This window comes from Cupriavidus laharis (assembly GCF_914271435.1).
GTDB classification, from domain to species: Bacteria; Pseudomonadota; Gammaproteobacteria; order Burkholderiales; family Burkholderiaceae; genus Cupriavidus; species Cupriavidus laharis.
Map to the genome: position 1 here is coordinate 111,981 of NZ_CAJZAI010000008.1, position 26,606 is coordinate 138,586.

20 protein-coding genes are annotated in these 26,606 nt (G+C 64.9%); 17 read left to right on the forward strand and 3 right to left on the reverse strand.

Annotation, left to right across the window (positions count from 1 at the left end; translation table 11 throughout):
* Window positions 1–318: 318 nt before the first annotated feature.
* Window positions 319–522 (forward strand): cold-shock protein, encoded by a 204-nt coding sequence (locus tag LDO29_RS17175; protein ID WP_017228340.1) that lies wholly within the window; start codon window positions 319–321, stop codon window positions 520–522.
* A 1,543-nt stretch (window positions 523–2,065) separates the two neighbouring features.
* A complete protein-coding gene (locus LDO29_RS17180; protein ID WP_224080998.1) occupies window positions 2,066–3,160 on the forward strand; it encodes a replication protein RepA in 1,095 nt (364 codons plus the stop codon).
* Window positions 3,161–3,251: 91 nt separating this feature from the next.
* Here the strand turns inward: LDO29_RS17180 and LDO29_RS17185 are convergent, their stop codons facing one another.
* Window positions 3,252–3,455, reverse strand: a complete 204-nt coding sequence (locus tag LDO29_RS17185; RefSeq protein WP_006159056.1) for a cold-shock protein — start codon at window positions 3,453–3,455, stop codon at window positions 3,252–3,254.
* A gap of 376 nt (window positions 3,456–3,831) precedes the next feature.
* On the opposite strand from LDO29_RS17185, the gene LDO29_RS17190 reads away from it, so the two are divergent.
* Entirely contained in the window at window positions 3,832–4,491 is a 660-nt protein-coding gene (locus tag LDO29_RS17190) for an AAA family ATPase (protein ID WP_224080999.1), read from the forward strand.
* A 3-nt stretch (window positions 4,492–4,494) separates the two neighbouring features.
* Complete coding sequence (locus tag LDO29_RS17195) at window positions 4,495–5,505, forward strand: ParB/RepB/Spo0J family partition protein (protein ID WP_224081000.1); 1,011 nt, start codon at window positions 4,495–4,497, stop codon at window positions 5,503–5,505.
* Between the two features lie 66 nt (window positions 5,506–5,571).
* On the opposite strand, the gene LDO29_RS17200 is transcribed toward LDO29_RS17195, so the two are convergent.
* The gene (locus tag LDO29_RS17200; RefSeq protein ID WP_224081001.1) at window positions 5,572–7,134 is read right to left on the reverse strand and encodes a site-specific integrase; all 1,563 of its coding nucleotides are present in this window, start codon (window positions 7,132–7,134) and stop codon (window positions 5,572–5,574) included.
* A 551-nt stretch (window positions 7,135–7,685) separates the two neighbouring features.
* On the opposite strand from LDO29_RS17200, the gene LDO29_RS17205 reads away from it, so the two are divergent.
* The 12 genes from LDO29_RS17205 to LDO29_RS17260 all read left to right on the forward strand — a co-directional run bounded on the left by LDO29_RS17205 (window position 7,686) and on the right by LDO29_RS17260 (window position 23,863).
* The gene (locus LDO29_RS17205; RefSeq protein ID WP_224081002.1) at window positions 7,686–8,891 is read left to right on the forward strand and encodes a benzoate/H(+) symporter BenE family transporter; all 1,206 of its coding nucleotides are present in this window, start codon (window positions 7,686–7,688) and stop codon (window positions 8,889–8,891) included.
* 557 nt (window positions 8,892–9,448) lie between these two features.
* Window positions 9,449–10,321, forward strand: a complete 873-nt coding sequence (locus LDO29_RS17210) for a helix-turn-helix transcriptional regulator (protein ID WP_224081003.1) — start codon at window positions 9,449–9,451, stop codon at window positions 10,319–10,321.
* 215 nt (window positions 10,322–10,536) lie between these two features.
* Complete coding sequence (locus tag LDO29_RS17215) at window positions 10,537–11,007, forward strand: class I SAM-dependent methyltransferase (protein WP_224081004.1); 471 nt, start codon at window positions 10,537–10,539, stop codon at window positions 11,005–11,007.
* A gap of 96 nt (window positions 11,008–11,103) precedes the next feature.
* A complete protein-coding gene (locus tag LDO29_RS17220; RefSeq protein ID WP_224081005.1) occupies window positions 11,104–11,382 on the forward strand; it encodes a hypothetical protein in 279 nt (92 codons plus the stop codon).
* A gap of 577 nt (window positions 11,383–11,959) precedes the next feature.
* Window positions 11,960–12,943: a DUF1839 family protein gene (locus tag LDO29_RS17225; protein WP_224081006.1), complete on the forward strand. Its 984-nt coding sequence runs from the start codon at window positions 11,960–11,962 to the stop codon at window positions 12,941–12,943.
* Complete coding sequence (locus tag LDO29_RS17230) at window positions 12,940–15,057, forward strand: glycoside hydrolase family 2 protein (protein ID WP_224081007.1); 2,118 nt, start codon at window positions 12,940–12,942, stop codon at window positions 15,055–15,057. Before LDO29_RS17225 ends, LDO29_RS17230 begins: the two co-directional genes overlap by 4 nt.
* A gap of 325 nt (window positions 15,058–15,382) precedes the next feature.
* Window positions 15,383–16,105, forward strand: a complete 723-nt coding sequence (locus tag LDO29_RS17235) for a Crp/Fnr family transcriptional regulator (protein ID WP_224081008.1) — start codon at window positions 15,383–15,385, stop codon at window positions 16,103–16,105.
* Between the two features lie 87 nt (window positions 16,106–16,192).
* A complete protein-coding gene (locus LDO29_RS17240; protein WP_224081009.1) occupies window positions 16,193–18,586 on the forward strand; it encodes a polysaccharide biosynthesis tyrosine autokinase in 2,394 nt (797 codons plus the stop codon).
* Between the two features lie 235 nt (window positions 18,587–18,821).
* Window positions 18,822–19,073 carry an acyl carrier protein gene (locus LDO29_RS17245; RefSeq protein ID WP_224081010.1) on the forward strand — a complete coding sequence of 84 codons (252 nt, stop codon included), beginning with the start codon at window positions 18,822–18,824 and terminating at the stop codon, window positions 19,071–19,073.
* Window positions 19,070–20,269: an acyl-CoA dehydrogenase family protein gene (locus tag LDO29_RS17250; RefSeq protein WP_224081011.1), complete on the forward strand. Its 1,200-nt coding sequence runs from the start codon at window positions 19,070–19,072 to the stop codon at window positions 20,267–20,269. The genes LDO29_RS17245 and LDO29_RS17250 overlap by 4 nt, the downstream gene beginning before the upstream one ends.
* Before the next feature lie 10 nt (window positions 20,270–20,279).
* On the forward strand, window positions 20,280–21,284 hold the full coding sequence (locus LDO29_RS17255; RefSeq protein WP_224081012.1) for an amino acid--[acyl-carrier-protein] ligase: 1,005 nt from the start codon (window positions 20,280–20,282) through the stop codon (window positions 21,282–21,284).
* Between the two features lie 20 nt (window positions 21,285–21,304).
* Complete coding sequence (locus LDO29_RS17260; RefSeq protein ID WP_224081013.1) at window positions 21,305–23,863, forward strand: beta-mannosidase; 2,559 nt, start codon at window positions 21,305–21,307, stop codon at window positions 23,861–23,863.
* A gap of 108 nt (window positions 23,864–23,971) precedes the next feature.
* Here LDO29_RS17260 and LDO29_RS17265 read toward each other — a convergent pair whose 3' ends face one another.
* On the reverse strand, window positions 23,972–25,006 hold the full coding sequence (locus tag LDO29_RS17265; RefSeq protein WP_224081014.1) for a DUF1839 family protein: 1,035 nt from the start codon (window positions 25,004–25,006) through the stop codon (window positions 23,972–23,974).
* A gap of 262 nt (window positions 25,007–25,268) precedes the next feature.
* Between LDO29_RS17265 and LDO29_RS17270 the strand changes: the two genes are divergently transcribed.
* Window positions 25,269–26,387, forward strand: coding sequence for an acyltransferase family protein (locus LDO29_RS17270; RefSeq protein WP_224081015.1), 1,119 nt, complete (start codon window positions 25,269–25,271; stop codon window positions 26,385–26,387).
* Window positions 26,388–26,606 lie beyond the last annotated feature (219 nt).

Consider the following 26,606-nt stretch of genomic DNA (forward strand, 5'->3'; position numbering starts at 1 on the left):
CGGCCCGCAGGCTGCGGCAAGCGTACTCTGGTGCAGATCGGCGGCTCAGGTGTCGGAGCCGACGCATGAACGATATGCAAAAGGCGTGATGATCCCACAGCGCCGGAATGTGATGCCAGCCCCGGCTACGGGGCACTCCCGGCTTGACGGTAACATCGAACCCCCGTATAAATCGCCCTAGATTCAAGCGACGAGGCAACAGTTCATTCGTTAGCCACCGTCTGGTACTTCGGTTGTCCATGGTGTCCTTTCCTTGAGTTCCGTGTGAAATGGCGTGTGCGCCATTCGCTTCTTTTTATTTTTTCTGGAAAGCAAATCATGCAAACCGGTATCGTCAAATGGTTCAACGACGCCAAGGGCTTCGGCTTCATCAAGCCGGACGCAGGCGGTGACGACCTCTTCGCCCACTTCTCGGAAATCCGCGCTGACGGCTTCAAGTCGCTGCAGGAAAACCAGCGCGTGTCGTTCGAAGTCAAGAACGGCCCGAAGGGTCTGCAAGCCGCGAACATCACCCCGCTGTAAGCAGGCACGCGGCGCGTCGTACGCGCCACGACAGGAAACCCGCCTACTGAGGCGGGTTTTTTTACGCCCTGCCGCGGCACGCGCCGCTCCCACGGCCTGATTTGCCCATCTCCTCCCGGTCCGGGCTGGCCGGAATCCCCCGTCCCTCCTTCCTGATGCCCGTATGCGAACGGCTTTCGCACGCAGAAACGGGTACGCAGTCCACCTCCCGCTCCGGACCCGCCCTGCTCTGCCATATCGCGGCGCACAACGCAGAAATGGGTACGCGCCTTTGGGTCGCCATCCGCAGAAATAGGTACGCAACCAGGCCAAGCTGACTGGATGCACCTTCCCGCGCACGCAGAAACAGGTACGCGGGGGTCCTATAGGCCAACAAATTCATGAGTTCCGGTTCCGCGTAATCGTCCCAACTGCCGGGCTCGACGGACGCTCCCTTCCACGCAGAAATGGGTACGCACATTGTTGCAGCGCAGAATTCCGAGGCCTACCTTCCACCATTCGGCCCGCTTCGCAGAATCAGGTACGCAACATGCACCGCGCCGCCGCCTCGAAAGTGCGCAGAAATGGGTACGCCTGGTGCACAGCGGGGATCGCATTGCTACAGGTTAATTGCACCCAATCAAGATGCAGACGCAGAAACAGGTACGCCTTGGAAGGTATCGCTCAGGCATGTATACGTTCTGATGTGAGCGCTAGCTTTTAATATAAAGCAGATATATAATAAAGATTGTTGAAAGTGCCTCTGGCTTTCACCGCCTCAGCATGCGCAGAAACGGGTACGGCAAGAGGTAATGGCAATCCCTCCCCGCACGCAGAAATAGGTACGCAACGCCGAGATTCTCCGCAGACGCAGGTAAACGCAGAAACTGGTGCGCCGCAGAAATGGGTACGCTGAGGGGCCATCACCCGCGTCGAAGAGGATGCGCGCAGAATCGGGTACGCTTTGCGCCCGGGTTACGCAGAAATAGGTACGCTAGAAACCCTCAGGTGCCAGAGGTATACCGGGGTGCGAACCTGTTTCTGCGGGGATAACCGCCCGAACAGTCGTGTTTACGGCCAGGCATGCTTCATGACGCACTTTCAGCGCAGAAACGGGTACGCAATTGCACGGTTTTCTTGTGGAAAAGCCTGTGGGAACAACAAGTTATCCACGCAGAAACCGGTTCAGGCTTGGCGCTGAAACAGGTTCGGCTTTGCGCAGATTCGGGTTCGGGGGTTCGCAGAATCGAGTACGTTCTTCCGCAGATTCGGGTTCGCGAGGGGGTGATTTTCGCTTTGGAATCAACGCGCTGCCCTCTCCGTATACGGTTTACAAGTAGTTAACCCGTATCGGTATTGTTTACTTGTAGCCAAGGATCGGCCATCCGTGGACAACCCTCTCGGGTTGCCCACCGACCGCCATCCTTTCGCCAACCAGGTAAACACGGCACCTCCACCCAGTCGGCTTGCACGTAAACGCGTCAGGAACCGTATACGTACCCGTTTCTGCGTGACAACGTTTACGGCTTCGCGTACAAAGGCGGGTAATCCGAAGCACGCCAATATGCCCATCAAACGCACCCCGGTCGCCGCAGGGGATCGCTCCGTCCTGGATATGGACGGCGAGCCATCCCGAATCATTGTTCCCGGCAACGAGAACAACCTGGTCCCGTCCGAGAAATTCCAGCGCCTCTTTGACGAGGCGCAGGCCATGGAACGCGAAGACGCGTGGCAAAGTGGCGAGGTCGGCTTCCTGAGCCGGGCCAGCGTCCAGGTAACGTTGCCGTATCGCGCGCCCAAGGGCGCGCCGCCGGTGTGGACGCGTACCAGTGGCAACATCTCGCTGATGATCCAGCCTGGCTACTTCACGCAGCAACGTTCGGAACGCGCCAGCAATGGCCGCCAGAAGCTGGTTTCGGAAACGGTGTCGCTAGGCTATCCGTACGGTTCCTATCCGCGCCTGATGCTCGCGTGGATCGGCAAGGAGATCATGGCCAAGAAGAAGCGCGGCGAATTCACCGGAACGGTGGAAGACCGGCGCATCTCGCTGGGCAACTCCTTGTCGGAGTTCATGTACAACCTCGGCATTCCGATGGCCACCGGCGGCAAGCGCGGGACCATGACGCTGGTGCGGCAGCAGATGATCCGCCTGTTCTCGGCGACGATCGCGATCGTCCAGAACAAGTCGATGCCCAGCCAGAATCAGAACAGCAACCACGAGCCGCTGTCGATCGACCGCGTCGGCTACCTGCTGGCCGACCAGCTGTCGACCTGGTGGGATCCCATGCAACCGGGACAGGGCTCCATGTTCGAGAGCTTCGTCGTACTGTCCGAGCCGTTCTTCAACGAGCTGGTCAATCGCCCCGTGCCGGTCGACATGCGCGCGCTGAAGGCCCTCAAGCAGTCACCGTTCGCGCTGGACGTCTACTCGTGGCTGACTTACCGCTTCTTTACCATCCAGCGGCGCACCGAGATCCCGTGGGAAGCGTTGCAGATGCAGTTCGGCACGGAGACCGAGAGCGAGCGGAAATTCCGTGCCCTGTTCCGCAAGGCACTCAAGGATGTGCTCGTGGTTTATCCGGGCGCCAAGGTCGATGCCGACTCTTCCAAGGCCCTGATCCTGCAACCGTCCAGGACCAGCGTCCGCAAGCTCGGCTGACTGCGGCTGCGGCAACAAAAAAGGCAAGCACGCGGCTTGCCTTTTTTGTTTTCGGGAGTGCGCCACGCATCCACTGCGTGGCGCACTCTCATCAGGCGGGCTTGATGGCCGATGCCTGCAGACCCTTCGGACCTTGCTTGACCTCGAAGGTCACGCGTTGGCCATCCTTGAGCGTCTTGAAGCCCGAGCCCTGGATTTCAGAGAAGTGCGCGAACAGATCCGCACCGCCGTCATCCGGGGTGATGAAGCCAAAGCCCTTTGTTTCGTTAAACCACTTGACCGTACCGGTTGCCATAGGAATTTCCTTTCGAAGCAAGTTCTCGTACACCACGCAAACAACCGTTCAAGCACGTTGAGTTCTCGTAGATACCGAACGGAAGCCGACGAGGTTGACACGACTTGACTCGACTGTAGGGCGCATCATAACCAGATTGTGCTGGCGTGTCATGTGCGCCGTAGAGCGCACTACAGATACTTTAGGCGGACTGTCTGCCGCATTTCAAGCAGAAATATCAAACTTTGGCTGATTCGTCAGGTGCAGTGAGCAAAGGTCGCCCTGGATGGCTTCATATATATTATAAATATTACGAATCGGGTTGATACGTCACCTGGATTTGGCTAAAGTGGCGCCTAAAGTTAACCGCGCTTTCAGCGCTGAAAGAGAGGTCCTTGTGACAGCGAAAATCATCACGGTCTTCAACCAGAAGGGCGGGTGTGGCAAGACCACGGTGAGCATGCATTTGGCCGGGACGCTTGGCCTTCGCGGCGCCCGGTCCATGCTGGTCGACATGGACGAGCAGGGTACCGCGACGCGATGGGCGGCACAGGCCAGCGATGAGCGCCCCTTCCCGGCGTCGGTCATCGGACTCGCACCGTCGGGTGGTGCCATGCACCGGGAAGTCCGAAAATTCGTGCACGACTATGACTACATCGTCGTCGATTGCCCACCGGCTGTGCACTCCGCGGCGCCATCCAGTGCCCTGCTGATTTCCGACCTCGCGATCATTCCCGTGGTCCCATCTCCGCCCGATCTGTGGGCCGCGGTGGCAGCAAAGACCCTGGCCCAACATGCCCAGGTTCAGAACGAAACATTACTGATTCGCGTGATGGCGAACATGGTGCAGCGGCGTGTGTCGATTGCGCGCCAGGCTATCGAAATCCTCGGCGATGACGGGGAGGTTCCGCTTTTGAATTCCATGATCGGGTCACGGTCGGCATTCCGCGAGTGCCAGGCGATCGGGTGTACGGTCCATGGCGTTGCCGGTGCGCGCGAAGCCGTGCAGGAGGTCGACATGATGGTCGATGAAATATTGTCTTTGATTGAGCACTAAGGCATGGCTACAAAACTGAAGAGCCTGAAGGCAGGCATGTTGGCCGGCATGGCCGCGGAAAAGAGCCGTGGCGACTCCCTCGACCGCTTCGCACGTGCGGAGGCGGCGATTTCGCAGCACCCGAACGGTCTGCTGCAGGCGCGCCTGCAAGAACAGACGCCGCCTTTCAGCGCTGAAAGTGTGGAAGCCGAGAATCCCCGCCCGCTGGTCCGGATTCTCCTGACCCATCTGCATGACAATCCGCTCAATGCCCGCCGGATCTACGATCCCGCCGTCGTGCAGGAGCGCGCCGCATCGATTGCCACGCATGGGCAAAAGACGCCAGGCCTGGCCGCACCGGATCCCTCCCGTCCCGGTCACTACATCCTGATCGACGGCCACTATCGCAAGCGAGCCCTGGCGTCTGCCGGCAAGCTGGAGATGGAGTGCTTTGTCGAAAATGATCTCAGCGATCTGGATTTCTACCGCCTGTCGTTTATGCTCAACGAGCAGCGGTCGGACCAGTCTGCGCTCGACAATGCGATCGCCTGGCGCCAGTTGCTCGATGAGGGCAAGGTGCAGAAGGAGGAAGATATCTGCGAGCTGACCGGCATTTCCGCAGGCACGGTGAACAAGACCCTCGCACTGCTGCGACTCCCTGAATCGGTGCTTGCAGTCATGCGCGAACGGCCGAACGCGATCGGCATTGCCGCTGGCTATGAGTTGACGCTCTACTTCAAGCTTGCCGGCGAGGATCGCACGCGGGAACTGGCGACGCGCATCATGACCGACGGGCTGTCCAGCCGCGAAGTCGAGTCCATCCGCAAGCAGGCCCAGGAGGGCAAGTCGCGCAAGGTGAAGGAAATCAGCCGCCAGTACAAGATCCGTACTGACGGCGGCCAGTTGCTCGGCACCATCAAGGAGTGGGATTCCGGCCGGGTCATGCTCGATGTTCAACTCAGCGATCGCAGCGCGCGCGAGGCGCTGGTCGAAGCGCTCAAGGCGCGCTTTGGCCTGGACAAGACCTTGCTATGAAGCGGACCGGCTGTGATGCTGCGCGCAAGGGGAGGGGCGATATGAAAGCGCTTCCTGGTGCGCGCTTCACGCGGCCGCGGTCCGGATCTGCTTGGGTGTGAACGCCGGCAACTCCGTCGGCTGCGTCCTCGCATAAATCTTCCAGGCGGCCCGCAACAACTGATCGAGCCCACTGGCGCCATAGCCCGCACCGGGACCCGCTAGGCGTTTTGCAACGCCACGCTGGGTAGGCGGGTAGTCCACTGGGCCGAGGAGGGCAGCGGAAGAAGGCGGGCAGGCTGCCAGGCCTCGCCGTACCCAGTGCTTCTGCAATGCTTCGAGCGTGTCCGGGGCAATGGCAAGGGAGCGCGACCTCGGGCCATGCCAGTGCAGGCAGGCCTGATGTCCTTCAAGCCGCAACGCTGCGCATGTGAGGCCGGCAAGCTCGCTGACCTTGAATCCATCCCGTACCAGCAGGCCGGCTGCGAGCGCCGCCTGCCATTTCGCCTCGGACTGCGTGCCCAGCCAGTCCAGAAATCCGTCAATGTCCTTGCGCGCCAGCGGACCAGGTCCATCGGACTCCGCTGCCTCTGTGTCGCCCTCCGGCGTATCGACGGTATCGGGGAGGCAGGCGAACAGCCCTGCCTTCGACAGCGACCTGAGTAACGCGCGGATCACTCGCAAGGCTGCAGCCTGCGAACTGGCACTGAGGGGTCCTTCGAAGGGGCGCCAGTGCACCCGATCCCGCGGACTCGCGGGACCGCACCAGAATGCGGTCGGCTCCGGCGCGCGCAAAAACGCCGCGTACCCTTGCAGCGATTCCGCGGTCATTTCCTCCAGACGCAGTCGTTCCCGTGCCAGCCAGAGCAGCAGCCGCTCGGCCTCCTTTCGGTAGCTGCTGCGGGTATGCGGCGACCGCGGCTTTGCATCCAGCCATTGCCGCACGCGTTCCAGATCCGAGCGCGAGGCATCCGGAGATGGGCCGCCGGGCGGTTGCGGCAGCATATGCTCGAGCGGAACCGGATGCGTCATTTGTGGACCCAGGGGAAGCGGGACAATGGCGGGGCGCCGTGATACCTCCGAAGGCGCAACGATATATACGTCAATAAGTGCCTTATTATTATCTTTTTGAGGTCCGCGCTGCTCGATCAGCCATTTAGTAATGATCTCGGCCGACTTCGGGCCGATGCGTGGTACGGCGCGCCACCAGCTGCTGCCGCGCGCGTTCGCCAGGCTGGCTAGATCGGAAATTTTGTGGATACCGGCCGCGGTAAGACGGCGAGCCAGGCTGGGGCCAAACCACAGCCCGACTTCGTGCCCCGTCGACGGACGGCCCTGTCCCAAGCTTTCCAGCGAGGAAAGGGCATCGACCCGGCGGGTCATGCCCACGTCCGACCGTCCGCGAAGCGCCTCGAACATTTCGGCGATCTCGGGACGGTCGTGCTGCAGCGCGAACTGGACGAGGCGGTCCCGCAGCGCCAGGATGCGTGCAATCGCCTGGTGTTCGGTCAGGTCTTCGTCATCGTCCGGATCGGACAGGTAGCGGTTGGCGATGTCGACCGGACGCATGCCCTGCGCGTAGGCGCGCACGACCGCGAATTCCGTCCGGGTCAGCTTGGTGGCAGCCGAAGTGCCGTGATCTTCATTCATCGCCCCGATTCACGTAAGTGACTGAACTATAACAACTTTATCCAAAGTGGATTTCGAGCAGGCCACTTTTGCGGCACGAAAGTTAATGTAAATTATTTTTGTGCGAACCACCACACTTTAATCCCCGGACTTGTGGCTTTTCGTACGGTCCGACAGAAATCTCACAGGTCCTTCCCTTCGGCTTCCCGTGCCCGTGACTTGCCAGGCGGGACGCCGGGGCGGCCAAAGCGTACCCGTTTCTTCGGACAAGCCGCCGCGTGCGCCAGACCCGCCTTATCTCGGCTATCGCGGGGGCTTTGTCATTGGCGTCGGGCACTGCCTTTCCGACGTGGCATGCCGCCACCATACCCGCAGCGTATCAACCCGATACCCGATCAGTGTTGGACGACCCGAGCGGCGCTTGACTATCATCGGTTCGCACCCCCAGCACAAGACGGCAGAGGAAAGTGCGTCACAGGGGCCTGTCAGCATGTCGGTGTCCCGCAGAAGAACACCCGGCGCCCGCGTCGGCCCGAACGGAGACACGAAGGCCCCGCGCCTTCATTGCCCTCATGCCTGAACCCCTTATTTCCCCTGCCCAGAGCCAGATGGATCGCGCCGGCAGTGCGTGGTCCTTGTCCGCGATCACGGCGGGCTTCCTTGCCGTGCTGGTCTCATATTCGGGCCCGCTGGTGATCTTCTTCCAGGCGGCGCACGCGGCCAGGCTGCCGGCCGACATGGTCACGTCCTGGGTGTGGGCGATCTCGATCGGTGCGGGCGTGTCGGGTCTGCTGCTGAGCTGGCGGCTCAGGGTGCCGGTCATCACGGCATGGTCGGCGCCAGGGACGGCGCTGCTGGTGACGCTGTTTCCGCAACTGAGTCTTGCCGATGCCGTGGGTGCCTACGTGAGCGCCGCGGCCATCCTGTTCGTGATCGGGATCTCAGGCGGCTTCGACTGGCTCGTGCAACGCATTCCGCGCGGCATCGCGGCGGGCATGATGGCAGGCATCCTGTTCCAGTTCGGCGCGGGCGCATTCAAGGCCGCCGGGACCATGCCGCTGCTCGCCGCCGTGATGATCGTGACCTACCTCGTGTGCCGGCGCTGGCTGCAGCGCTACTGCATGGTCGTGGTGCTGGCCGCCGGTGTCGCGATGGCCGCGGCGCAGGGGCTCACGCATGCGGGCGATTTCCACCTGGCGCTGGCCAGGCCGGTCTTCACCGCGCCGCACTGGTCGTTGGGCGCCACGCTGAGCCTTGCCATCCCGCTCGTGATCGTGAGCCTGACCGGGCAGTTCCTGCCGGGCATGGCGATCCTGCGCCTGTCCGGGTATCGCACGCCCGCGCGGCCCATCCTTGCGGCAACCAGCCTTGCGAGCGCCGCCGTCGCGTGCTTCGGCGGCATCACCATCGTGACAGCCGCCATTACCGCCGCGTTGTGCACGGGCAAGGACGCGCACGAGGACCCTTCGCGCCGCTATGTGGCGGGCATCGCCAACGGTGCGTTCTACCTCGTGGGCGGAACGTTCGCAGGCACCATCGTGCTGCTGTTCGATGCCCTGCCGCACGCCTTTGTGGCGGTCCTTGCCGGGCTGGCGCTGGTCGGCGCCATCATGTCCAACGTGATGGAAGCCATCATGCAGGAGGACCATCGCGAAGCGTCGGTCATCACGTTCCTTGCCACGGCTTCGGGCATGACCCTGTTCGGGCTGGGCTCGGCTTTCTGGGGGATCGTGATCGGCAGCGTGGCCTGGTTCGTCCTGCACTGCAAACGGCGATAGGCGGGAGCCGCTCCCGCGCCATATCCGCCGCGGATTGCAGGACACCCCTCTTCAGCGGGGGGCATTGTATTGCAAGACAGCGCGCCACCCGATCGGGGGTTCCGCCATTCGCGCGGACTTCCGCAAAGCAACGGTTACGCCATAGCGCAGGCATCAATAAGCCTGCTGCGCCACATGCAGCCTTCCGCGCTGCGACGATTTGCGGCCCACGCGCATCATTCAAACTGATCATGGGGAAAACCCGGCCAGACTGGCCCTGCCTTGCTTTCGACAAGACCGTTTCATATGCTGGTTACCTGAGTTACGTTTTCTTACATCTGATTTCAATGGCGTCTAAGAGCGCCATGCGGTTGATAAGCGTCGGACAGACGCAAACGGGGCGATTCGACACCTCCAAGGGAAGGGACTGTCAGCCGGCCGGACCGGAAGGCTGAGGGCGCTGGAGCTCTGCCGGGTCGTATGGAAGATGCAACTCGCAGGATAGCGAGGCATTTTCCGAGAGCAAGTGCGGGTTGTCGCAGGGTTCGCGCTTGCCGCTACAAGAAAAGAGAGCGGCCATGGCCACCATCCTCTTGATCGAGCCTCATCCACTGTTGCGCCTGGGGCTGCGCCATCTGCTGGCGCAAGCGCATATTCCCGGGGACCTGATCGATATCGATCCGCTGGCACCCATTGAATCGGATCTCTGGCTGCATGGTGCGGACCTGCTCGTGTTCGGGTTGCCGCCCGACCATGGCAGCGGATGCCTGCAGCTCGCCGACGTGTGCGATCGGCTGCAGCCGCAGCGCGTGCTCGTGCTCGCCGAATCGCCGGCCGCAGCGCTTGGCACGGCCGGGCTGCCCGAGTGCGTGCGCGGCTGCATGCACAAGCACAGCAGCGCTGCGGCGCTCGACGCCGCAGTGCGCCTGGTGCTGGCCGGCGGCGAGTGCTTTCCGTCCCGTCTCCAGATGGAAAGCGCGTCCGGTGCCATGAGCGAAGCCGTGGTGGAGCACGGCATGTTGCCCGACGCGGTGGCCGCCGACGGCGACCCCAACGTCGTGGCGCTGCAACGTGGTCCTGGCGTCCTGGCCGTGGGGGGCGCGGTCCGCGTCGATCCGGCACAGCCGGCGCCGCCGACACTATCGCTTGCCCACGCTGGCGGCTACGAAACGCCGTCGGCGGGTGCCCACCTGCTCAATATCACCGAGCGGCAGTACGAGGTGCTCGCGCTGCTTGCGCGCGGCTATCCGATCAAGACCGTCAGCCGGATCCTCAACATCTCCGTCGCCACGGCCAAGACACACGCGTGCACGCTGTACCAGCGGCTGCACGTGCGCAACAAGGGTGAAGCGGTGTACGTCGCGCTGCAGCGCGGCGCCACGCTCAACTGGGCCGGACCGCCATCCGCCGGCCAGCCGCAGGTGCCCGCGGGTGCCGGCATGGCGGCATAGTCGCTGCCGGGGCCTGGCTGCGCAGATGCGGCCAGGCAGGCTCATCCATCTGGAGAGCGCGGCTCATCCAAAAGCATGAGGCGGACGTTGCGGCGGGTTGCTACGTTCTGAGTAAGGGCACCGGCAGGCACCTGCAGGCACTTGCGCGCAGCAGCGTGGCGCACGGCGCCCCGGTTCTCCAATGGTGGTATCGCTTCCGCTGCCCCTCACAGTCAATGTCGACCTATCTGATTGCCAGCAATGAAGTCATGTGCCGGGTCCTGGCCCGCCGGCTGCAGGCGCTCAGCCTGCCCGGCCCGATCCGCTGGCGCGCGCCGCGATGGCTCGATGAAGCCGACGCGTCCATCCCTCCCGAGCAAGCCGAAGATCCCGCAGACATCGCACTGCTCGATTGCAGCGGAGTCGAGGGCGATCAACGCGCGCTGCTGGACCGCCTGCACGCCAGGCTGGCGCCGCGGCGCTGGCTCGTGATTTCCGACCGGCTCGATGCCTCGCTCATGCTGCATGCCGCGCTGCTCGGCGCGAGCGGTTGCCTGGCAGCGCCGGTATCGCCCGAGCTCGTATGCGCCGCCATGGCGCTGGTCTGGGCCGGCGGGCAGTGTTTCCCGCGCGCCGCGCTCACACTGGCCGGCGGCGCGCCGCCGGCCTCGCTCGTTTGCCCGATTGGTACTACGGCCACCGGATGAGGGCGAACGGGACGCTGCGCGGCTATGCTTGATTTGCCTGCGGCAGAAGCCGGCCCGTTTCAGAGGGCCGCCGCCGCGGGAGTGCAAGGGGGTCGTATGGAGGGCGGTCTGGAATTCCTCATCGTGCGCGGCTTCGCCGTGCGCGAAGGGCGAGGCAAGTGGGCCTGTTGCTTCGAAATCCGGCTGGCAACGCAGAGCGATGAGCCGCTGCTGTACCGCGGTGAACTGCACGGCCGGCAATTCGACTGCGAACTGGCCGCGGCCGAGGCGGCACGCGAAGCCGGCGAACGCGAGGCGCGGTTGCGCGTGGAAAGCCTGAGGGCACTCATCATCGCACAGCATCGGCACCACCTGCCGTCATCGTTCGTGCCCTGAACCCTGGTCCGTTGCGCACCTTCGGGATGTGTTCCTGTCCGTCACCAGCCTGACGCCGCGTGCGCGGTGCCGTTGCCGCGCTTCCCGACCGGCCATGCCATCGGATGCATGTCCGGCCTGGTGTGATCTCCATGATGCGTTGGGCGCGCCAAAAAAGAAGCCCGCCGACCGGGGGACCATGCGGGCTTTGAAACGCGCAAGGCACGTAGTGCGCTTGCACGTTCCATCGACGATAGGCAATCGCCGCCCCGGCCTCCATCCGCCAGAAGCACCATGCGCACGGCGTCGCGCAGCCGGTATTCATCCATGCTTCAACCATGCAGGCGGATGCGGAGATACGCTGCGCGAGCCGCCGCGCGCAGGGCTGCGGAACTTTGTGCGGCGTCCAACAGACTGCCGGGAACACGCCGCGCAATGATCGCCAGCACGACCGGTCGTGCAAGCATCAGACACGGTCGGGGGAGGCGCGCAGGACAGGAGTGGATGCACGGCAATCGAGCTGCAGGTGCGCTGGCGCCTGCAGCCCTGACCGTGCGCGCCCGCGAACGCAACGTCTTGGCACGCGCGGAGGCCAACAGTGTACGGCGACACGAAGATGCGTGGGCGTGGCGGTCCGGGATTGCGCGGTGGAAATCCGGTCTGGTCGCACGTTAACAGCCACGTCGATCTCTGGATTGAACTGCTGCATGGCCTGGACCTGCCACCGGTGGCAGCGCTGCCCTGCACCGTCAGGCAAGCGTTTGAGGCCGACCACTTCACGCAATGCCGGATACCCGATGCCGATCTCGAGCGGCTGTTCGGCCTGAACATCCATGTCCTGACGCTGTACGACTCGCTCGAGAGCCACGTCGCCGCGCAGACCAGCCGAGGCAACATCGTGGTGATGGAGGTCGACAGCAGCCAGCTGCCGCCCGCGCCGGGCACGGCCTACCAGCGCCAGCGCACGCTGTCGTGCATCGGCATCGACGTGATGATTCCGGATGCGCTGGCCGTGGGGTATTTCCACTCCGACGGCTATCACACCGCCAGCGGCGAGGACTACACCGCGCTCTTCGGCCGGGTGCCTGGCGGACGCAACGCGGAAGCCCTGCTCTACACCCATGCCGACGTGGTGCGCCGCAATCCGTGCACGCACAGCGACGCGTCGCTGCTGCAGGCTTCGCTGGAACTCTTTCGCTTTCACCTGGCAAACCGTCCGCGCGACAATCCGGTCAGCACCTTTCGCGCGGCATTCCCCGAGCACCTTGATCGCCTGATGGCGCGCGGCGAGCCCGGCTTTCATCACTATGCGGCCGGTGTGCTGCGCCAGCTCGGCGCCAACTTCGAATTGCTTGCGCGCTACCTGCGCTGGCTGGTCATGCAAGGCGAGCAGGTGCCCGACAAGACGGCCGAGGCCTGCTACACCATGGCATCGGAAGCGATGGTCATGCAGTTCCGGCTGATGCGCGCGGTGATCAGCCGCAAGCCGGACACCTGCGAGGATTGCCTGGACCAGCTCGAAGCCTCGTACCAGGCGTGCGTGCCGGTGCTGGCGCGGCATTTCGCCGGGAGCAAGGCGTGACGCTTCCCGTCGCCGCCGCGAGCACACGCCGCGGCGCGCGGCTGCCTGGCAGCCTGCACGTGTCGGGAGACTGGTCATGGCTGGAAACCCTGCCCGGTGCCGCCGACAGCCCGGCATGCCTGGACGAGTGCGCGGCATGGTTGCCGGCCCCGGTGCCGGGTACCGTGGCCGACGCCATGCGCATATCGGGCCGCTGGCGCGACACGACGCCGGTGGCCTCGCATCGGCACGACTACTGGTACCGCCTGCGCTTCGCTGCGACCGGGCACCGGCTGCTGCGCTTGCGGAGCCTGGCCGGCGCGGCGCAGGCATGGGTCAACGGGCGACCGATCGCCGCGCCGCAGGCGCTGTGCGATGTGTGCGAGGCCGAAGTGGACCTGGCAGGCGTCAATACCCTCCACCTGTGCTTTCGGGCCAGCGTACCCCGGCTGCATGCGGCGCGCAGCACGCTGTGCTGGCGCCAGGCACTGACATTCCCGGCGTCGGGCGTCATCGGGCATGCCGCGGCTGAAGACACGCCGCTGCACGCCGTGGGCTTGCTGCAGCCCGTCGAGTTGCTTGAACTCGGCGGCAACGATGTTCTCGCCGATGCCGCGGTGGATCTCTCCGCTGGAATGGAAGATGGCGCGGGTCTGGTTTCCATGCGCCTGCACCTGCATGGCGAGGCACCGGCGCAGGCGATGCTGAGCATCTGCGATGCGGATGGCGTTGTCCGCGCGCCGCTCATGCGCGAGGATGCCTTCACGCTGGCGGCCGAAGTGCGCCTTGACCATCCCAGGCTCTGGTGGCCCCATACGCACGGCCAGCCGGCCCGGTATCGCGTCCTGGCCGAGGCCGGGGGACACATGCTCGATTGCGGGCGGATCGGATTGCGCAGCGTTCGGGGCGACAGGCATGGATGCAATCCCTTTCCACGCATCAATGATGTGCCGGTGTTTTGCCGCGGCGCGCGCCTGGGCGCCGGGGAACTGGCCGCGCTCGCGGCATCGCCGCTGGCCGCTCGCTCTTGGATGCGGCTCGCACGTGGTGCCGGGATGAACGTGCTGTATCTCGATCGCGGCTGTGCGCCGGCCGCTGACTTCCGCAGTGCCTGCGATGCGGTCGGCATGCTGCTCTGGCGCGAAGGCATGAATCTGCCCGATGCCACATGGTTGCCGGAGATTGCAGGCGTGCCATGCGCGCGCACGCTCGGGGCGCTTGGCTTGTCGCAGGCCGTTGGCGATCCGCGCTGGAAGGCCGGCGTGCCGCATCGGCCGGGCACGCTATGGGATGCCGAGGACGTGCGCGACCGCAGCCTGCGCACGCTGTATGGCGTGGATCCGCCGCGCCTGCGCCGGAGCGATCCGCAGCGCTATCTGCGCCTGTCGCGAGCGCTCGCCGCCGAGCTGGTGAGCGACTTCATCGCCGGTTGCCGCCGCGCAGGGGGCACGTCCGGACTGGCACTGCTGCCATCGCTGCGCGATGTGCCGCTCGCCAACGGCACAGGCGTCGTGGATGTGTGCGGCCGTCCCAAGTCGGCCTGGCATGCGATGCGTGCCGCGTGCCGCCCGTTGCAGGTACTGCTGGGGACAGACGCTGCAGGCCGGATCCGCCTGGACCTGCTGAACGAGACAGCGGCAACGCGCGATGTCCGCGTCAGGGTTTGCTGGATCGGAAACGGCGCACAGGTGCACGCCGAGACCGAGCACACGCAGCAGCTTGGGGCACACCAGTCCCTGGTGCTGACACCGCGGCCGCAGCATGGTGGATCGCCGGACGCGGACGACGTGGTGCTGGCCACGCTATCGGACGCTCGCAGTGGCGAGCTGCTCAGCCAGGCGGTGCACCTGCCGGACCGCCGTGCCGAAGCACTGCCGCAGGCGGGCCTCCAGGTTGAGGTCCTGCACGACGCGGGGCACTGGTGGCTCGAGATATCGGCCACGCGTCTTGCACGCTGGGTGCACATCGAGGACCATGTGCTCCAGCCGGCGCAGGACTGGTTCCACCTCGCGCCCGGCGGGCGTACCCGTATCCGCCTTTTGCATGAAGGCGGCCACACGTCTCAACCCGGCATGGCGCCCGCCGGCAGGGTGTGGGCGCTCAACCAGGACGATCCTGTCCGCTACGCCGGCTAGCGGCGCCATTCCAGTACGCACCCGCTGCCGGGCATGTCCGCTTTCCGGCCGACCTACCAATGGATGACAGTGCACCAGCCGTCTGCCTACTGTCCCATTGACGATCCATGGCGCTAAATACAGAAACCGGGTCAGAAGAATTGCCGCATGGTTCGGGGCCGCGGCGAGCCTGGCTGGGAGGAGACGGACACAAAGCGCCGGCACAGCGGGATTGCCCGGCGGCAGACCGGCCTGGCGCGGCGGGGCCCGTGGCAGGGTGACGGGGCGGGCGGCGCCGGCAGGTAGATTCTTGCCCGGACACGGGATGGGACAGGGGGGTACGAAAATGATCACGCATCGCTCGGATCTGAATGCCAACTATCTGCTCAATGCATTGCCGCGCGGCGAATGGGAATCACTGGCGCAGCACATCGAACTGGTGCGCCTGCGTGCCGGCGAGCTGCTGACCGATTCGGGACAACGCATTGTCCATGTGTACTTCCCGACCACGTCGGTGGTGTCGCTGCTGTCCCTGCTGGAAGACGGCGCCACCGTGGAAATCGCCGCGGTTGGCAACGAAGGCCTGGTGGGCGTCCCGGTGGTCACCGGCGGCGACACCATGCCATGCCGCGTGGAAGTGCGCAGCCCTGGCCTGGCCTACCGCATCCCTGCGCGCCTGCTGCGCGCCGAACTGCCGCGCACGCCTACGCTGCAACGGGTCACGCTGCTCTACGTGCAGGCCATGCTGACGCAGATCGCGCAGACGGCGGCGTGCAACCGGCACCATTCCCTGAACAAGCAGCTGTGCCGCTGGCTGCTGCTGGCCGTGGATCGACTGAGCTCGAACGAACTGGTGATCACGCAGCAGGTCATCGCCAACATGCTGGGCGTGCGCCGCGAGGGCGTGACCGAAGCCGCCGGCAAGCTGGAAGACCTCGGGCTGATCCATCACAGCCGCGGCCACATCACGGTGCTGGACCGCTGCGGGCTGGAGAAGCACTCCTGCGAGTGCTACAAGCTCGTCAAGCGCGAATACGACCGCCTGCTGCCAGCCCTGGCGCATGCCTGAAGCCGGAAGGCCGCACGTGAACAGCTATGGCCGGTGCCGCAGCGCATGCTGCGCGTCCGGCCTTCATCGCTTTGAGGAGCAGTGTCCGTGAGCAGACTGTCATATGCCGGTGCACCGGCCGACCGGGAGGTCCCCCGGCGTGAAGCCCCGGTGGCGCGAGCCTTGCAGGCACGCGCGCTGCTGGATCATATGGGGTGGATCGTCGCGGCCGGCGTGGCCGGCGCGGCGATCGGCGGCATGGTAGCGCTGTCGTCCCCGCTGGAGTACCGTGCCCAGGCGCTCGTGCAGGTGGAAGGCAAGAATGGCGCGATGCGCAACGTCGCGCAGGCGCCGCAGGGTGCGTCACTCGACGCCGGGCTGCTGAGCAGCCGCGCGGTGGTGGCGCCCGTGGTCGAGCAACTGCACCTGGACATTACCGCCAGGCCGCTGCGCGCCCCGCTGCTCGGCACGCTGGTCGAACGGTGGTCCACGCCGGGCCAGCCGCGCGGCACGTGGCTGGGCTATGCGTGGGGCGGAGAGCGGCTCGTGCTGGACCGCCTGGCGGTGCCCGAGCGGCTGGTGGACCAGCCCATGCTGTTCGAAGTGCTGCAGGATGGCAGCTACCGCATCAGCTACCAGGATACCGGGCTCGTGGAAGGTGTCGTCGGCGAGAATGCCGCCGGCAACGGCGTGGAACTGCGCGTGGCGCGCATCGACGCCGCGCCGGGCACGCGCTTCCTGCTCACGCGCCATGACCCGGCACGCACCGCAGAGGCGATCCGGCTCGGCCTTACCGTCGATAGCGAAAGCGCGGACGCCGGCGGCAGCACGGTGCGCATAGCCTGGCAATACCCCGATCCGGAGACCGCTGCTGCGCTCGTCAATGGCGTGACGCGCGCCTACATCAGCGGGCAGACCGCCCAGCGCCGTGGCGACGCCGCCGACTCGCTGGCTTTCCTGACCGGCGAATTGCCGCGTGTGCAGGCCGAGCTGGCGCGCGCCGAGGAGGCGCTGAGCCGCTATCGCGCCCGCACCGGTTCCATCCAGCCCAGCCGGGACGCCCAGTCGTTCCTGAACAGCAGCATGGAATACCAGCGCCAGATCGCCGCGCTCAGGCTGGAGCGCACAAAACTGCTGCAGCGCTTCACCACGGACGCCAATGAGGTGAAGACTGTCGACAGCCAGATCCAGCAGATGACGCGCGAGCGCGCGGAGATCGATGCCCGCATGCAGAGCCTGTCCGCCTCCGAACGCGAGTCGGTGGCACTGGCGCGCGACGTCAAGGTCGCCGAGGACATGTACATGACGCTGCGCTCGAAAGTCGAGCAGTTGTCGCTGCTGCGCTCGGACAACTCCAGCCAGATGCGTGTGGTCGACAACGCCATTGCCCCGGTCCGGGCGGTCGGGCCCGGCGCGTGGCCATTTGTTTCCGGCGGCATGCTGCTCGGGCTTTGCCTTGGTGTGGCCGGTGTCGGCGTGCGCCAGCGCCTGAAGCCATCGGTGGCCACGGCCAACGATGCCGAACAGCGGCTTGGCATTGCCATGCTTGGCGATGTCGCTTTCAGCGACGAACAGGCTGACCTCGAGCGCGAGGTCGAAGCAAAGCGGCGCCTTGGCATTGCCGCGGGCTTTGCCATGCAGGCGAAGGGCCGCCTGGAGGCGCCTCGCCCGGGAACCTCGCTGGTCGATGCATCGGCCGTAGATGCTGCCGACAGCGAATACGCGGAAAGCGAACGGCTGCTGAGGCAGGGGCTGCATGACCATTTCCTGCTGGCGCGGCGGGCGCCGCACTCGCTTGCCATAGAAGGGCTGCGCACACTGCGCGCGGCGCTGCATTTCTCGCTGCGCTCGGCTCCCGATGGCGTGGTGGCCGTGACCAGCCCCGCGGTGGGCGCAGGCAAGACCTTCTCCGCGGTCAATCTTGCCGTGCTGTTCGCGGAGGCGGGCCAGCGCGTGCTGCTCGTCGATGCAGACCTGCGCCGCGGCAAGATTGCCGACTGGTTCGACCAGCCTGCCGAAGGCGGGCTCGCGGAAGTACTGGCTGGCCGCCTGCCGATCGCCGAGGCTGTTCGGCCGACCGTCGTCAACAGCCTGTTCATCCTCACACACGGCCAGACGCCGCCCAACCCGTCCGAGCTGCTGATGCTGCCAACGCTGGCGGACAACCTGCGCCGCTGCGCGGGCCGCTTCGACCTGGTCATCGTCGACACGCCGCCTGTCATGGCGGTTGCGGACGCGACGCTCGTCGCCAGTCTGGCCGGCTCGACGCTGCTGGTCATTCGCGCCGACGTCACGCCGGCGGACCAGGTGAACGAGACCCTCAAGCGCCTGGCACGCGCCGATGCCCGTCTTGCGGGCGGCATCCTGAATGGCGTGGTGCAGCGGCGCAGCAACCGGGCGGATTTCCACAGCATCAATCCGTATCTGGGGATGCCGTTGCCGCGAGCCGACCTGAAACAGCCGGCGTTGACGAACCAGGCCGACGAGCGCGGAAAGGCTTGATGAGGCTTGATGCACGCAAGCCGCAGCCCGAGGCAGAGAGCGTCGAGCGTACCCGTTTCTGCGTGGATCGGCAGGCGGCCGGTATCCAATGCAATGTGATGCGGGTCATCGCCCGGCATGGATGCCCTTCCGCGGCAAGTGCACGATTGGTGTGGGAGCGCACCGATGCGGAACCTGTGGTCTGGGCTAAATAGGCGAACACACTGGGTAATAAACACGACACGGGAGCGCCAGTATGAAAGCAGCCATACGTACCATTCTTTCGGACGTCGCCCGGCTCGACGTACCGGTGGAGTCGTTGGACGACCAGGCCGACCTGTATGCAGCAGGACTTTCGTCGCTGGCGACCGTGCACGTGATGCTCGCGATGGAGAACGCGCTTGGCATTGAAATACCCGATCGCCTGCTGACCCGCCAGCTGTTCCGCAGCATCAGCTCGCTGGCTGCCGCGGCCGAGCAGATCAAGCAAGAGCAGGAGGCCGCATGAAGCCCGCCCTTGCCAGCGTGGAGCTGGCGCATCCGCTGCCGGAGGTCGTCGACGCCGCGCACTGGCTGGCCGCTGCGCAACTGGCGGCGGCCGAGGCCGCCCGGTATGCAGACCAGGTTGACGGCGACGCGCGGTTTCCGCACGAGGCCTTCGCGATCTTGGGCGATCAGAAATTACTGGGCGCCATGGTGCCAGCCGCCTTCGGCGGAGGCGGTGCGTCGCTGGACACGGTCGCCGGGGTCTGCCGCATACTCGGCGGTGCCTGCGCCTCGGCGGGGATGATCTACGCCATGCATCAGATCCAGGTGGCGTGCCTGGTCAACCACGCCAGCAGCAGCGCATGGCATGCACAGTTATTGCGGCGCCTTGCCGGCGAGCAGTTGCTGCTGGCTTCGGCCACGTCCGAAGAGGCCATCGGCGGCGCCTTGCGCAACAGCGGCTGCGCCGTCAACGCCGATGGCACCAACCTGCACTTGCTCAAGATGGCGCCGACCATCTCCTATGGCGCGCACGCGGACGGCATTCTCGTGACCGCGCGGCGCAGTCCCGATGCTTCGCCGTCGGACCAGGTGATGGTCAGCGTGCTCAAGCCCGACTATGTGCTGGAAAGCCTGTCAGCGTGGGATACGCTGGGCATGCGGGGCACCTGCAGCAATGGCTACAGGCTGGAAGCCCGCGGCCATACCGACCAGATCCTTCCGGTGCCGTTCGGCGAGATTGCCGACGTCACCATGACCCCCGTGTCGCACATTCTGTGGTCCGCCCTGTGGACCGGCATCGCCGCGGATGCCGTGCAGCGCGCCAAGTCACTCTTCCAGGGCCAGGCCCGCGCCCGGCCAGGCACGTTGCCGCCCTCGGCCACGCGTGTCGCCGAAGCCGTGGCCATCATCCAGATGCTGGAAGGCAGGCTGGAACTCGCGCTGGCCCACCAGCGCCAGCGCCACGCGGTCCAGAGCATGTCCGCCATCTTCAACCTGGCTGCGGAAATGAATGGCCTCAAGACCAGCGTGTCGGCGCTGGCGCTGGAAGCCGTGCATATCGCGATGCTCGTGTGCGGCATGGCGGGCTACAAGCATGGCACGCCCTTCAGCCTGGGCCGCCACCTGCGGGACCTCTGGTCCGCTCCGCTCATGATCAACAACGATCGCATCCTGACCAACACCGCCAACCTGCTGCTGGCAGACCGGTCTGCCTGAGGAGCCGACAATGGAAAATGCCAGCAACGCTTACGCGCCGGGCGACGATTCGCCGACTGCATCCGGCGGCAGCTATGCCGCGCCAAAGCCGTCGCAGGACCCGGACGCCGGCCGCCGCGCCTTTCGGCAGGCATTGATCGACGCGCGCGTGCTGTATCCGAGCGCGGTCGATGGCATTTATGGCCGCAGCGGGCTGTTCGAAAACATCGCCGAGGGTTTGAACGCCGCCATCAGCAAGCTCGGGGCCGACCAGCACGCGGAGGTGATGCGCTTTCCTCCCGCGATGCCACGCAAGGATTTCGAGGCCAGCGAGTACCTGAAGAGCTTTCCTCAACTGGCGGGTACGGTGCATTGCTTCTGTGGCGGTGACCGCGAGCACCACCGCTTGCTGGCCCGGCTCGAACAAGGAGAGGATTGGGCCGATCAGCAGCGCCCGACGGATGTCGTGCTGGCGCCCGCGGCATGCTACCCGGTGTACCCGGTCGTGGCGGCGCGTGGACCGATGCCTGGCGAGGGGATGGTGGTTGACGTGCTGACCTACTGCTTCCGCCATGAGCCGTCGATCGACCCGGCGCGCATGCAGATGTTCCGGCAGCGCGAATACGTGCGGCTTGGTACGGCCGAGCAGATCGTTGCCTTCCGCCAGACATGGATCGAGCGCGGCAGGCAACTGGCCGGCATGCTGGAGCTGCCCCATGAGGTCGATCTGGCGAACGATCCGTTCTTTGGCCGCGGCGGCAAGATCGTGGCGGACAGCCAGCGCGAACTCAAACTGAAGTTCGAGCTGCTCGTGCCGATCAACGATGGCGCGCCGCCCACGGCCTGCATGAGCTTCAACTACCACATGGACCATTTCGCCCATGCGTGGCCATTGCGCACGGCGGACGGCGCGCCCGCCCACACGGGTTGCGTCGGTTTCGGCATCGAGCGCCTGACGCTTGCCCTGCTGCGCCACCATGGCTTCGAACTGGCGAAATGGCCACGGCGCGTGCGTGATGCGCTCGGGGGCCTCTGACGCGGAGCGGTGACCGCCTCATGACGCTGCAGAACTGTCTGGACACAAGCGTTGTGCCCGTCTGCGAAGACCTGCCGGCAAGGCGTCCGGGGATCGCAGTTGTCAGTGCCGCGCTGGACGGCGAGTGGGCATGGGCACAGACCGCCGCCGGCGCAGCAGAGAATCCGGCCGCGTTGCATCCGGGCGTTGCCTGGTTGCCAGCTCCCGTGCCAGGCACCGTCGCCAGCGCGCTGCGCGCCGCAGGGCGCTGGGACGACGCCGCGCCGCCACCCTTGCACGCGCACGACCATTGGTATCGGGCTGCCTTTTCCGGCGATGGCCGGCGCGTGTTGCGCTTCAACGGCCTCGCCACGGTCGCCGAAGTCTGGCTGAACGGAGCGCTTGTCCTGAGCACGCGGCACATGTTTGTTGCCCACGAGGTTGATGTCGACCTGGCCGGCGACAACGTGCTGCACATCTGCTTTCGCGCGCTCGAACCGTGGTTGCGCAAGCAGCGCGGTCCGGTGCGCTGGAAGCCCAGGATGATCGTGCCTGCACAGCTGCGTGCGGTCCGCACCACGCTGCTTGGCCACATGCCGGGCTGGTGTCCGCCGGTCCATGCGGTCGGCCCCTGGCGTCCCGTGGAACTGTTTGATCCGGCCAGCGACGACATCCTGCATGGCCTGCGCGTGGACCAGTGGGCGCGGGTGCAGGACCAGGATGGCGTGGTTTCGGTGCGCCTGCACTTTCCGGCGTCGGCGCCGGCTTCGGGATCGCTCGAGGTCATCGGCGAGGCAGGGTGCCGCTACGCGGGCGCGTTGTCGCGCATTGACCGTCATACCCTTGCAGGCGCCGTCCATATCGATCGCCCGCGGCTATGGTGGCCGCATACGCATGGTGATCCGAATCTCTACGGCGTCGAAGCGACCATCGAGGGGCGAACCGTCCAATGCGGCCGGATCGGATTCCGCAGCGTGTCCCTCGACGAGACAGGCGAATCGGGGGCGTTTGCACTGCATATCAACGGCAAGCGGATGTTCTGCCGCGGCGCCTGCATTTCAAGCGTGGATCTGCCCGGGCTGGCGGATACCGACGAAGCCTCCAGACGTTGGCTGGAACTTGCGCGCGCGGGTGGCATGAACATGGTCCGCGTCAGCGGCGTGACGTGCTATCCGGGCGAAGCCTTCTATCGGGTCTGCGATGAACTGGGACTGCTGGTCTGGCAGGATTTCATGTTTGCCAATTTCGACTACGGCAGCATTGGGCCTGGGGTGGGCCTGACGGAAGACATTACGCGCGAAGTCGGCGAGTGGCTGGCTTCGACCCGGACGCACCCGAGCATTGCGGTGGTCTGTGGCGCCAGCGAGGCGGAGCAGCAGGCAGCCATGCTCGGCGCCGCGCGCAGCGAATGGAAGCAACCGCTCTTTGAGGCACTGATTCCGGACCTGGTTGCAGCCCATCGGCCTGATATCGTCTATGTCGGCAACTCGCCCACCGGAGGTGCCTGGCCGTTCCAGCCCGATACCGGAGTCAGCCACTACTATGGCGTGGGTGCCTACCAGCGTCCGCTGGCCGACGCCCGCCTTGCCCAGGTACGCTTCGCATCCGAATGCCTGGCCTTTGCCAATGTACCGTGCGACCGCACGCTCGCGGAGAGCGGCTTGCCGCCGCTGCATTCCCCGCGCTGGAAATCCGGAGTGCCACGCGACGCCGGCGCGTCGTGGGATTTCGAGGATGTGCGCGAGCATTACCTGCGCAGCTTGTATGACGTCGATCCGTCGCGTCTTCGGTATGAACAGCCTCAGCGCTACCTGATGCTGTCACGCGCGGTAGTCGCGGAGGTGATGACAGAGGTCTTCAGCGAATGGCGCCGGGTTGGGTCGAGCTGCGCGGGCGGTCTGGTCTGGCAATTTCAGGATCTGTTGCCGGGCACCGGCTGGGGCATCGTCGACGCCTGTGGGCGCCCCAAATCGGCCTGGCACGCCCTGAAGCAGGCCTGGCAGCCGCTGCAGGTGCTGATCATCGACGAAGGCCTCAACGGCCTGCACCTGCATGTGCTCAACGAAACGCCGCGGCCGCGTGCGTTGTTGCTGGAGCTACGTTGCCTGCGTGACGGCGAAGTCGTCGTGGCACAGGCACGGCAGCCGCTCTGGCTGCCGGCCCACAGCGCGGAGTGCATGGAGGCAGCCGCGCTGCTCGATCGCTTCTTTGACTTCACCTACGCTTACCGCTTCGGTCCGCCGACGCACGACGTTGTGGTGGCGACGCTGCTTGCAGAAGAGGGCGGCGAGCCGCTGAGCCAGGCCGTGTACCTGCCCGACCGCCGCGCCGCTGCACTCAAGGCCCCTGAACTTCAGGCCCGGCTCGAATGCGTGGACGACGACTGGTGGATCACGATCACAGCCCGGCGCTTTGCCCGATGGGTACATATCGAGGACCACGCCTACCGCGCCACCGAGAACTGGTTCCATCTCGCGCCGGGCAGCAGCCGGCGGTTGCGGCTGGTGTTCGACGGCAAGGCTGGCGGCGATGCCGCGCCTGCCCCATCAGGCGAGATTTATGCCCTTAACGCCGAGCGTCCGCTTGGCTACGACGGCTGATGTCCGGCAACTTCGGTAGCGCACGGCGTGCCGCATTGCGGCGACGTACGCCAGCCCACTGCGTTTTCTCTGACGCAGTGGACTTGGAGAGCGAAAACATCGATGGCGCTATGCGGCGGCAGCGTCCGGGCGCCCGAAGGCCGAGATCAGGCTTTCGATGGTCTTGTCGTAGCTGGATTCCAGCGCGTCCAGGCTTTGCGTGCAAGGATCGGCGCGGCGCCGCGCAACCGCACGGGCCAGCCGGAACTGCAGGACCTTCGCTTCCGTCGCGATGGCGTATGCGGTCTCCGCGGCCGGAACCGCCAACCGGTTACTGCTGCCCTGCTCGTCCAGCCATCGCAGCCAGTGGTGCAGCATCTCGAAGTTCGCGCCGAGCTGGCGCGGGAGATTGAAGGTGTAGAGGTGGAAGTAGGCGTCGTCGCGCGCCAGCAGCGTGTCCATATGCTCGTCGAATTCCTGTCGCCACTGGCTGACGGGATTGATGGCAGGCAGCCTGGCCAGGTGCTGGCGCATCAGTGCCGCCGAGGCATCGGCCATGGCCGGCATGGCAAGCGCGGGCCGCACGCGTTTTGCGCATTCGGCATAGGGAAACAGGATGTTGCCGTTGCCGCTCAGTTCCGGCGACAGCCTCAACAGGCCGCGATAGTCCTCGTCCTGCGCGCTGTGGTATCCCAGGCTGTGGTAGTACGAGAGCCGTTGCGCCAGGGGGTTGATGTAATCGATCCCCACCGTGGTCTTGACGTGCTCGCGCTGGTACGCGGTCGCGTGTGTGTCGGGCAGGTAGTAGCTGTCGACTTCGACAAGTACAGTATGGCCGCGTTCAACCTGGGCCACCACGTGCGCCTGCAGTGTGTCGTAGACCGCCATTTCCTGGACGACCGTGCCATACAGCGTCTCCAGATCGGCTTGCGGGTACTTGAAGAAGGTGAAGTGATCGCCTTCAAAATCCTGCGCGGCAGTGAACGGCAGTGCGGCACGCGGGTCGAGCCCCCATGCATGCAGCAGTTCGACCCACAGGTCGATATAGCAGTTGGTTTCCTGCCAGATCGCGTCGGGACCGTGCAGCGGGTGGGGTTGAACAGATGCTGGCGTGGTGGCATCGAGTCCGCCACCGCCTTCGCTGGGTACGGTCGTTGATTTCATGTTGATCCTCTGCACCGGTCAACTCCGGGCGCGTCGCCTGCACGGCAGCCGACGCTTACTGTACCGACGCAGCCAGGTGACTTCGGTGCGCTCTCCAACAAAGCAGCAGTTGTCCGGGGCAGGACAGCACCGGAAGCGCCACACCATGTGTGTGAGCTGTCCAACAGTGTTGCCGTTTTCCGAGAGCCAGAATGTCACGACACGGCCCCCGTTTGGGGGCAACGTAGTGGTTCAAGCCGGGATCGGAGCACAGGGGGAACCTATGTCCCAGCAAAAGCTGTCTTCTATCCAATGCTTGCGCGCCATCGCAGCGATGGCGGTCGTCGCATATCACTCGGCCGCGACAATACAGATACACGGCTGGAAGCCAGGAATCGTGAGCCATGCGGCCGCATGGGGATGGGCAGGGGTCGACATCTTCTTCTTTATATCCGGCTTCGTCATGGTGATGACGACGGGTGGACGAGATCGGTCCGTCAGTGCGGCAAGGGAATTCATGGCCGCCCGGATCGCACGGATCGTACCCATGTACTGGGTTCTCACAAGCCTGATGCTTGTGATCGTGTGGATCGCACCGAGCCTCAAGACTACGGAATTCACGGTGATGCAGGCGGTAACCTCCTATTTTTTCGTTCCGTACGAAGTCAAGCAAAGTGGCAGCTATTACCCTGTCCTCTATGTTGGCTGGACACTGACCTACGAGATGTTTTTCTATGCCGTGTTTGCTGTGTCGCTCTGTTTTGCGGAGCAACGCAGCGGGGTGGTCCTCACAGCCTTTTTTGTGGTGCTTTCCGTCCTGTCATTGACGCGGCCGTCGGCGTACATCTTCAGATTCCTGACGGATCCGTTGTTGCTGGAATTTGTACTCGGCTGCGTGTTCGGATGGGCTTATCGATCCGGCTTCAGAGTATCCAGATGGACTGCCGCTGTCATCATCGTCGCGGGCGGGCTGGGGTTCTGCGTAGGGACGCCCACCTCCGACATGGCTCACAGGGTCGTATTTGCGGGGATTCCGGCCGCGCTGCTTGTGGTGGGGGGGATTGTCATGGAGGCTGCGGGCGGCTGGACGGGAAGCGACCTCCTGCAGCAGGTGGGAGACGCGTCGTATTCCTTATACCTGTTGCAGGCATTCACGATCCCTGCGTTTGCGCGAGTGCTGACCAGAGCGGACAGACTTCGCCTGCTGCCTGGAGACCTGATCTGTCTATCGCTGGTGGTTGCATCCGTGCTTGTCTCCGTACTTGTCTATCGGGCTGTCGAGCGTCCCATTGATATCAAGCTTCGCGCGTTGAGGAGGGCCCATCGCCAGGCGCAGGGCGCCCGCAATGCCGAGCTGGAAAAACATGCAACGACGCTCACGCAGCGCGACCGCGGAATGTAAGGGTGAAGTGCCCACTGTGCCCGCCGCCACATATCGATCATCAGGACACACTCCCATTCGATTATATTGGGCGAATGGCGCAAATCGCTCATCGCCTGTCTGTGCTGCAGGTCGGCGAGGCACGATATCAGGCTGGTATCGTGCCTCGTCCTGCGGCGTTCGGCTCCACACCGCGAACTTTGCGATTTGCATCGTCAACGGCCGGCTCTTAATGATTGG

What these genes read in the sequence shown, in the direction of transcription:
- LDO29_RS17175 (WP_017228340.1), top strand. Translation starts at nt 319, where the DNA reads ATGCAAACCGGTATCGTCAAATGGTTCAACGACGCCAAGGGCTTCGGC.
- LDO29_RS17180 (WP_224080998.1), top strand. Translation starts at nt 2,066, where the DNA reads ATGCCCATCAAACGCACCCCGGTCGCCGCAGGGGATCGCTCCGTCCTG.
- LDO29_RS17185 (WP_006159056.1), bottom strand. Translation starts at nt 3,455, where the DNA reads ATGGCAACCGGTACGGTCAAGTGGTTTAACGAAACAAAGGGCTTTGGC.
- LDO29_RS17195 (WP_224081000.1), top strand. Translation starts at nt 4,495, where the DNA reads ATGGCTACAAAACTGAAGAGCCTGAAGGCAGGCATGTTGGCCGGCATG.
- LDO29_RS17200 (WP_224081001.1), bottom strand. Translation starts at nt 7,134, where the DNA reads ATGAATGAAGATCACGGCACTTCGGCTGCCACCAAGCTGACCCGGACG.
- LDO29_RS17205 (WP_224081002.1), top strand. Translation starts at nt 7,686, where the DNA reads ATGCCTGAACCCCTTATTTCCCCTGCCCAGAGCCAGATGGATCGCGCC.
- LDO29_RS17210 (WP_224081003.1), top strand. Translation starts at nt 9,449, where the DNA reads ATGGCCACCATCCTCTTGATCGAGCCTCATCCACTGTTGCGCCTGGGG.
- LDO29_RS17215 (WP_224081004.1), top strand. Translation starts at nt 10,537, where the DNA reads ATGTCGACCTATCTGATTGCCAGCAATGAAGTCATGTGCCGGGTCCTG.
- LDO29_RS17220 (WP_224081005.1), top strand. Translation starts at nt 11,104, where the DNA reads ATGGAGGGCGGTCTGGAATTCCTCATCGTGCGCGGCTTCGCCGTGCGC.
- LDO29_RS17235 (WP_224081008.1), top strand. Translation starts at nt 15,383, where the DNA reads ATGATCACGCATCGCTCGGATCTGAATGCCAACTATCTGCTCAATGCA.
- LDO29_RS17245 (WP_224081010.1), top strand. Translation starts at nt 18,822, where the DNA reads ATGAAAGCAGCCATACGTACCATTCTTTCGGACGTCGCCCGGCTCGAC.
- LDO29_RS17250 (WP_224081011.1), top strand. Translation starts at nt 19,070, where the DNA reads ATGAAGCCCGCCCTTGCCAGCGTGGAGCTGGCGCATCCGCTGCCGGAG.
- LDO29_RS17255 (WP_224081012.1), top strand. Translation starts at nt 20,280, where the DNA reads ATGGAAAATGCCAGCAACGCTTACGCGCCGGGCGACGATTCGCCGACT.
- LDO29_RS17260 (WP_224081013.1), top strand. Translation starts at nt 21,305, where the DNA reads ATGACGCTGCAGAACTGTCTGGACACAAGCGTTGTGCCCGTCTGCGAA.
- LDO29_RS17265 (WP_224081014.1), bottom strand. Translation starts at nt 25,006, where the DNA reads ATGAAATCAACGACCGTACCCAGCGAAGGCGGTGGCGGACTCGATGCC.
- LDO29_RS17270 (WP_224081015.1), top strand. Translation starts at nt 25,269, where the DNA reads ATGTCCCAGCAAAAGCTGTCTTCTATCCAATGCTTGCGCGCCATCGCA.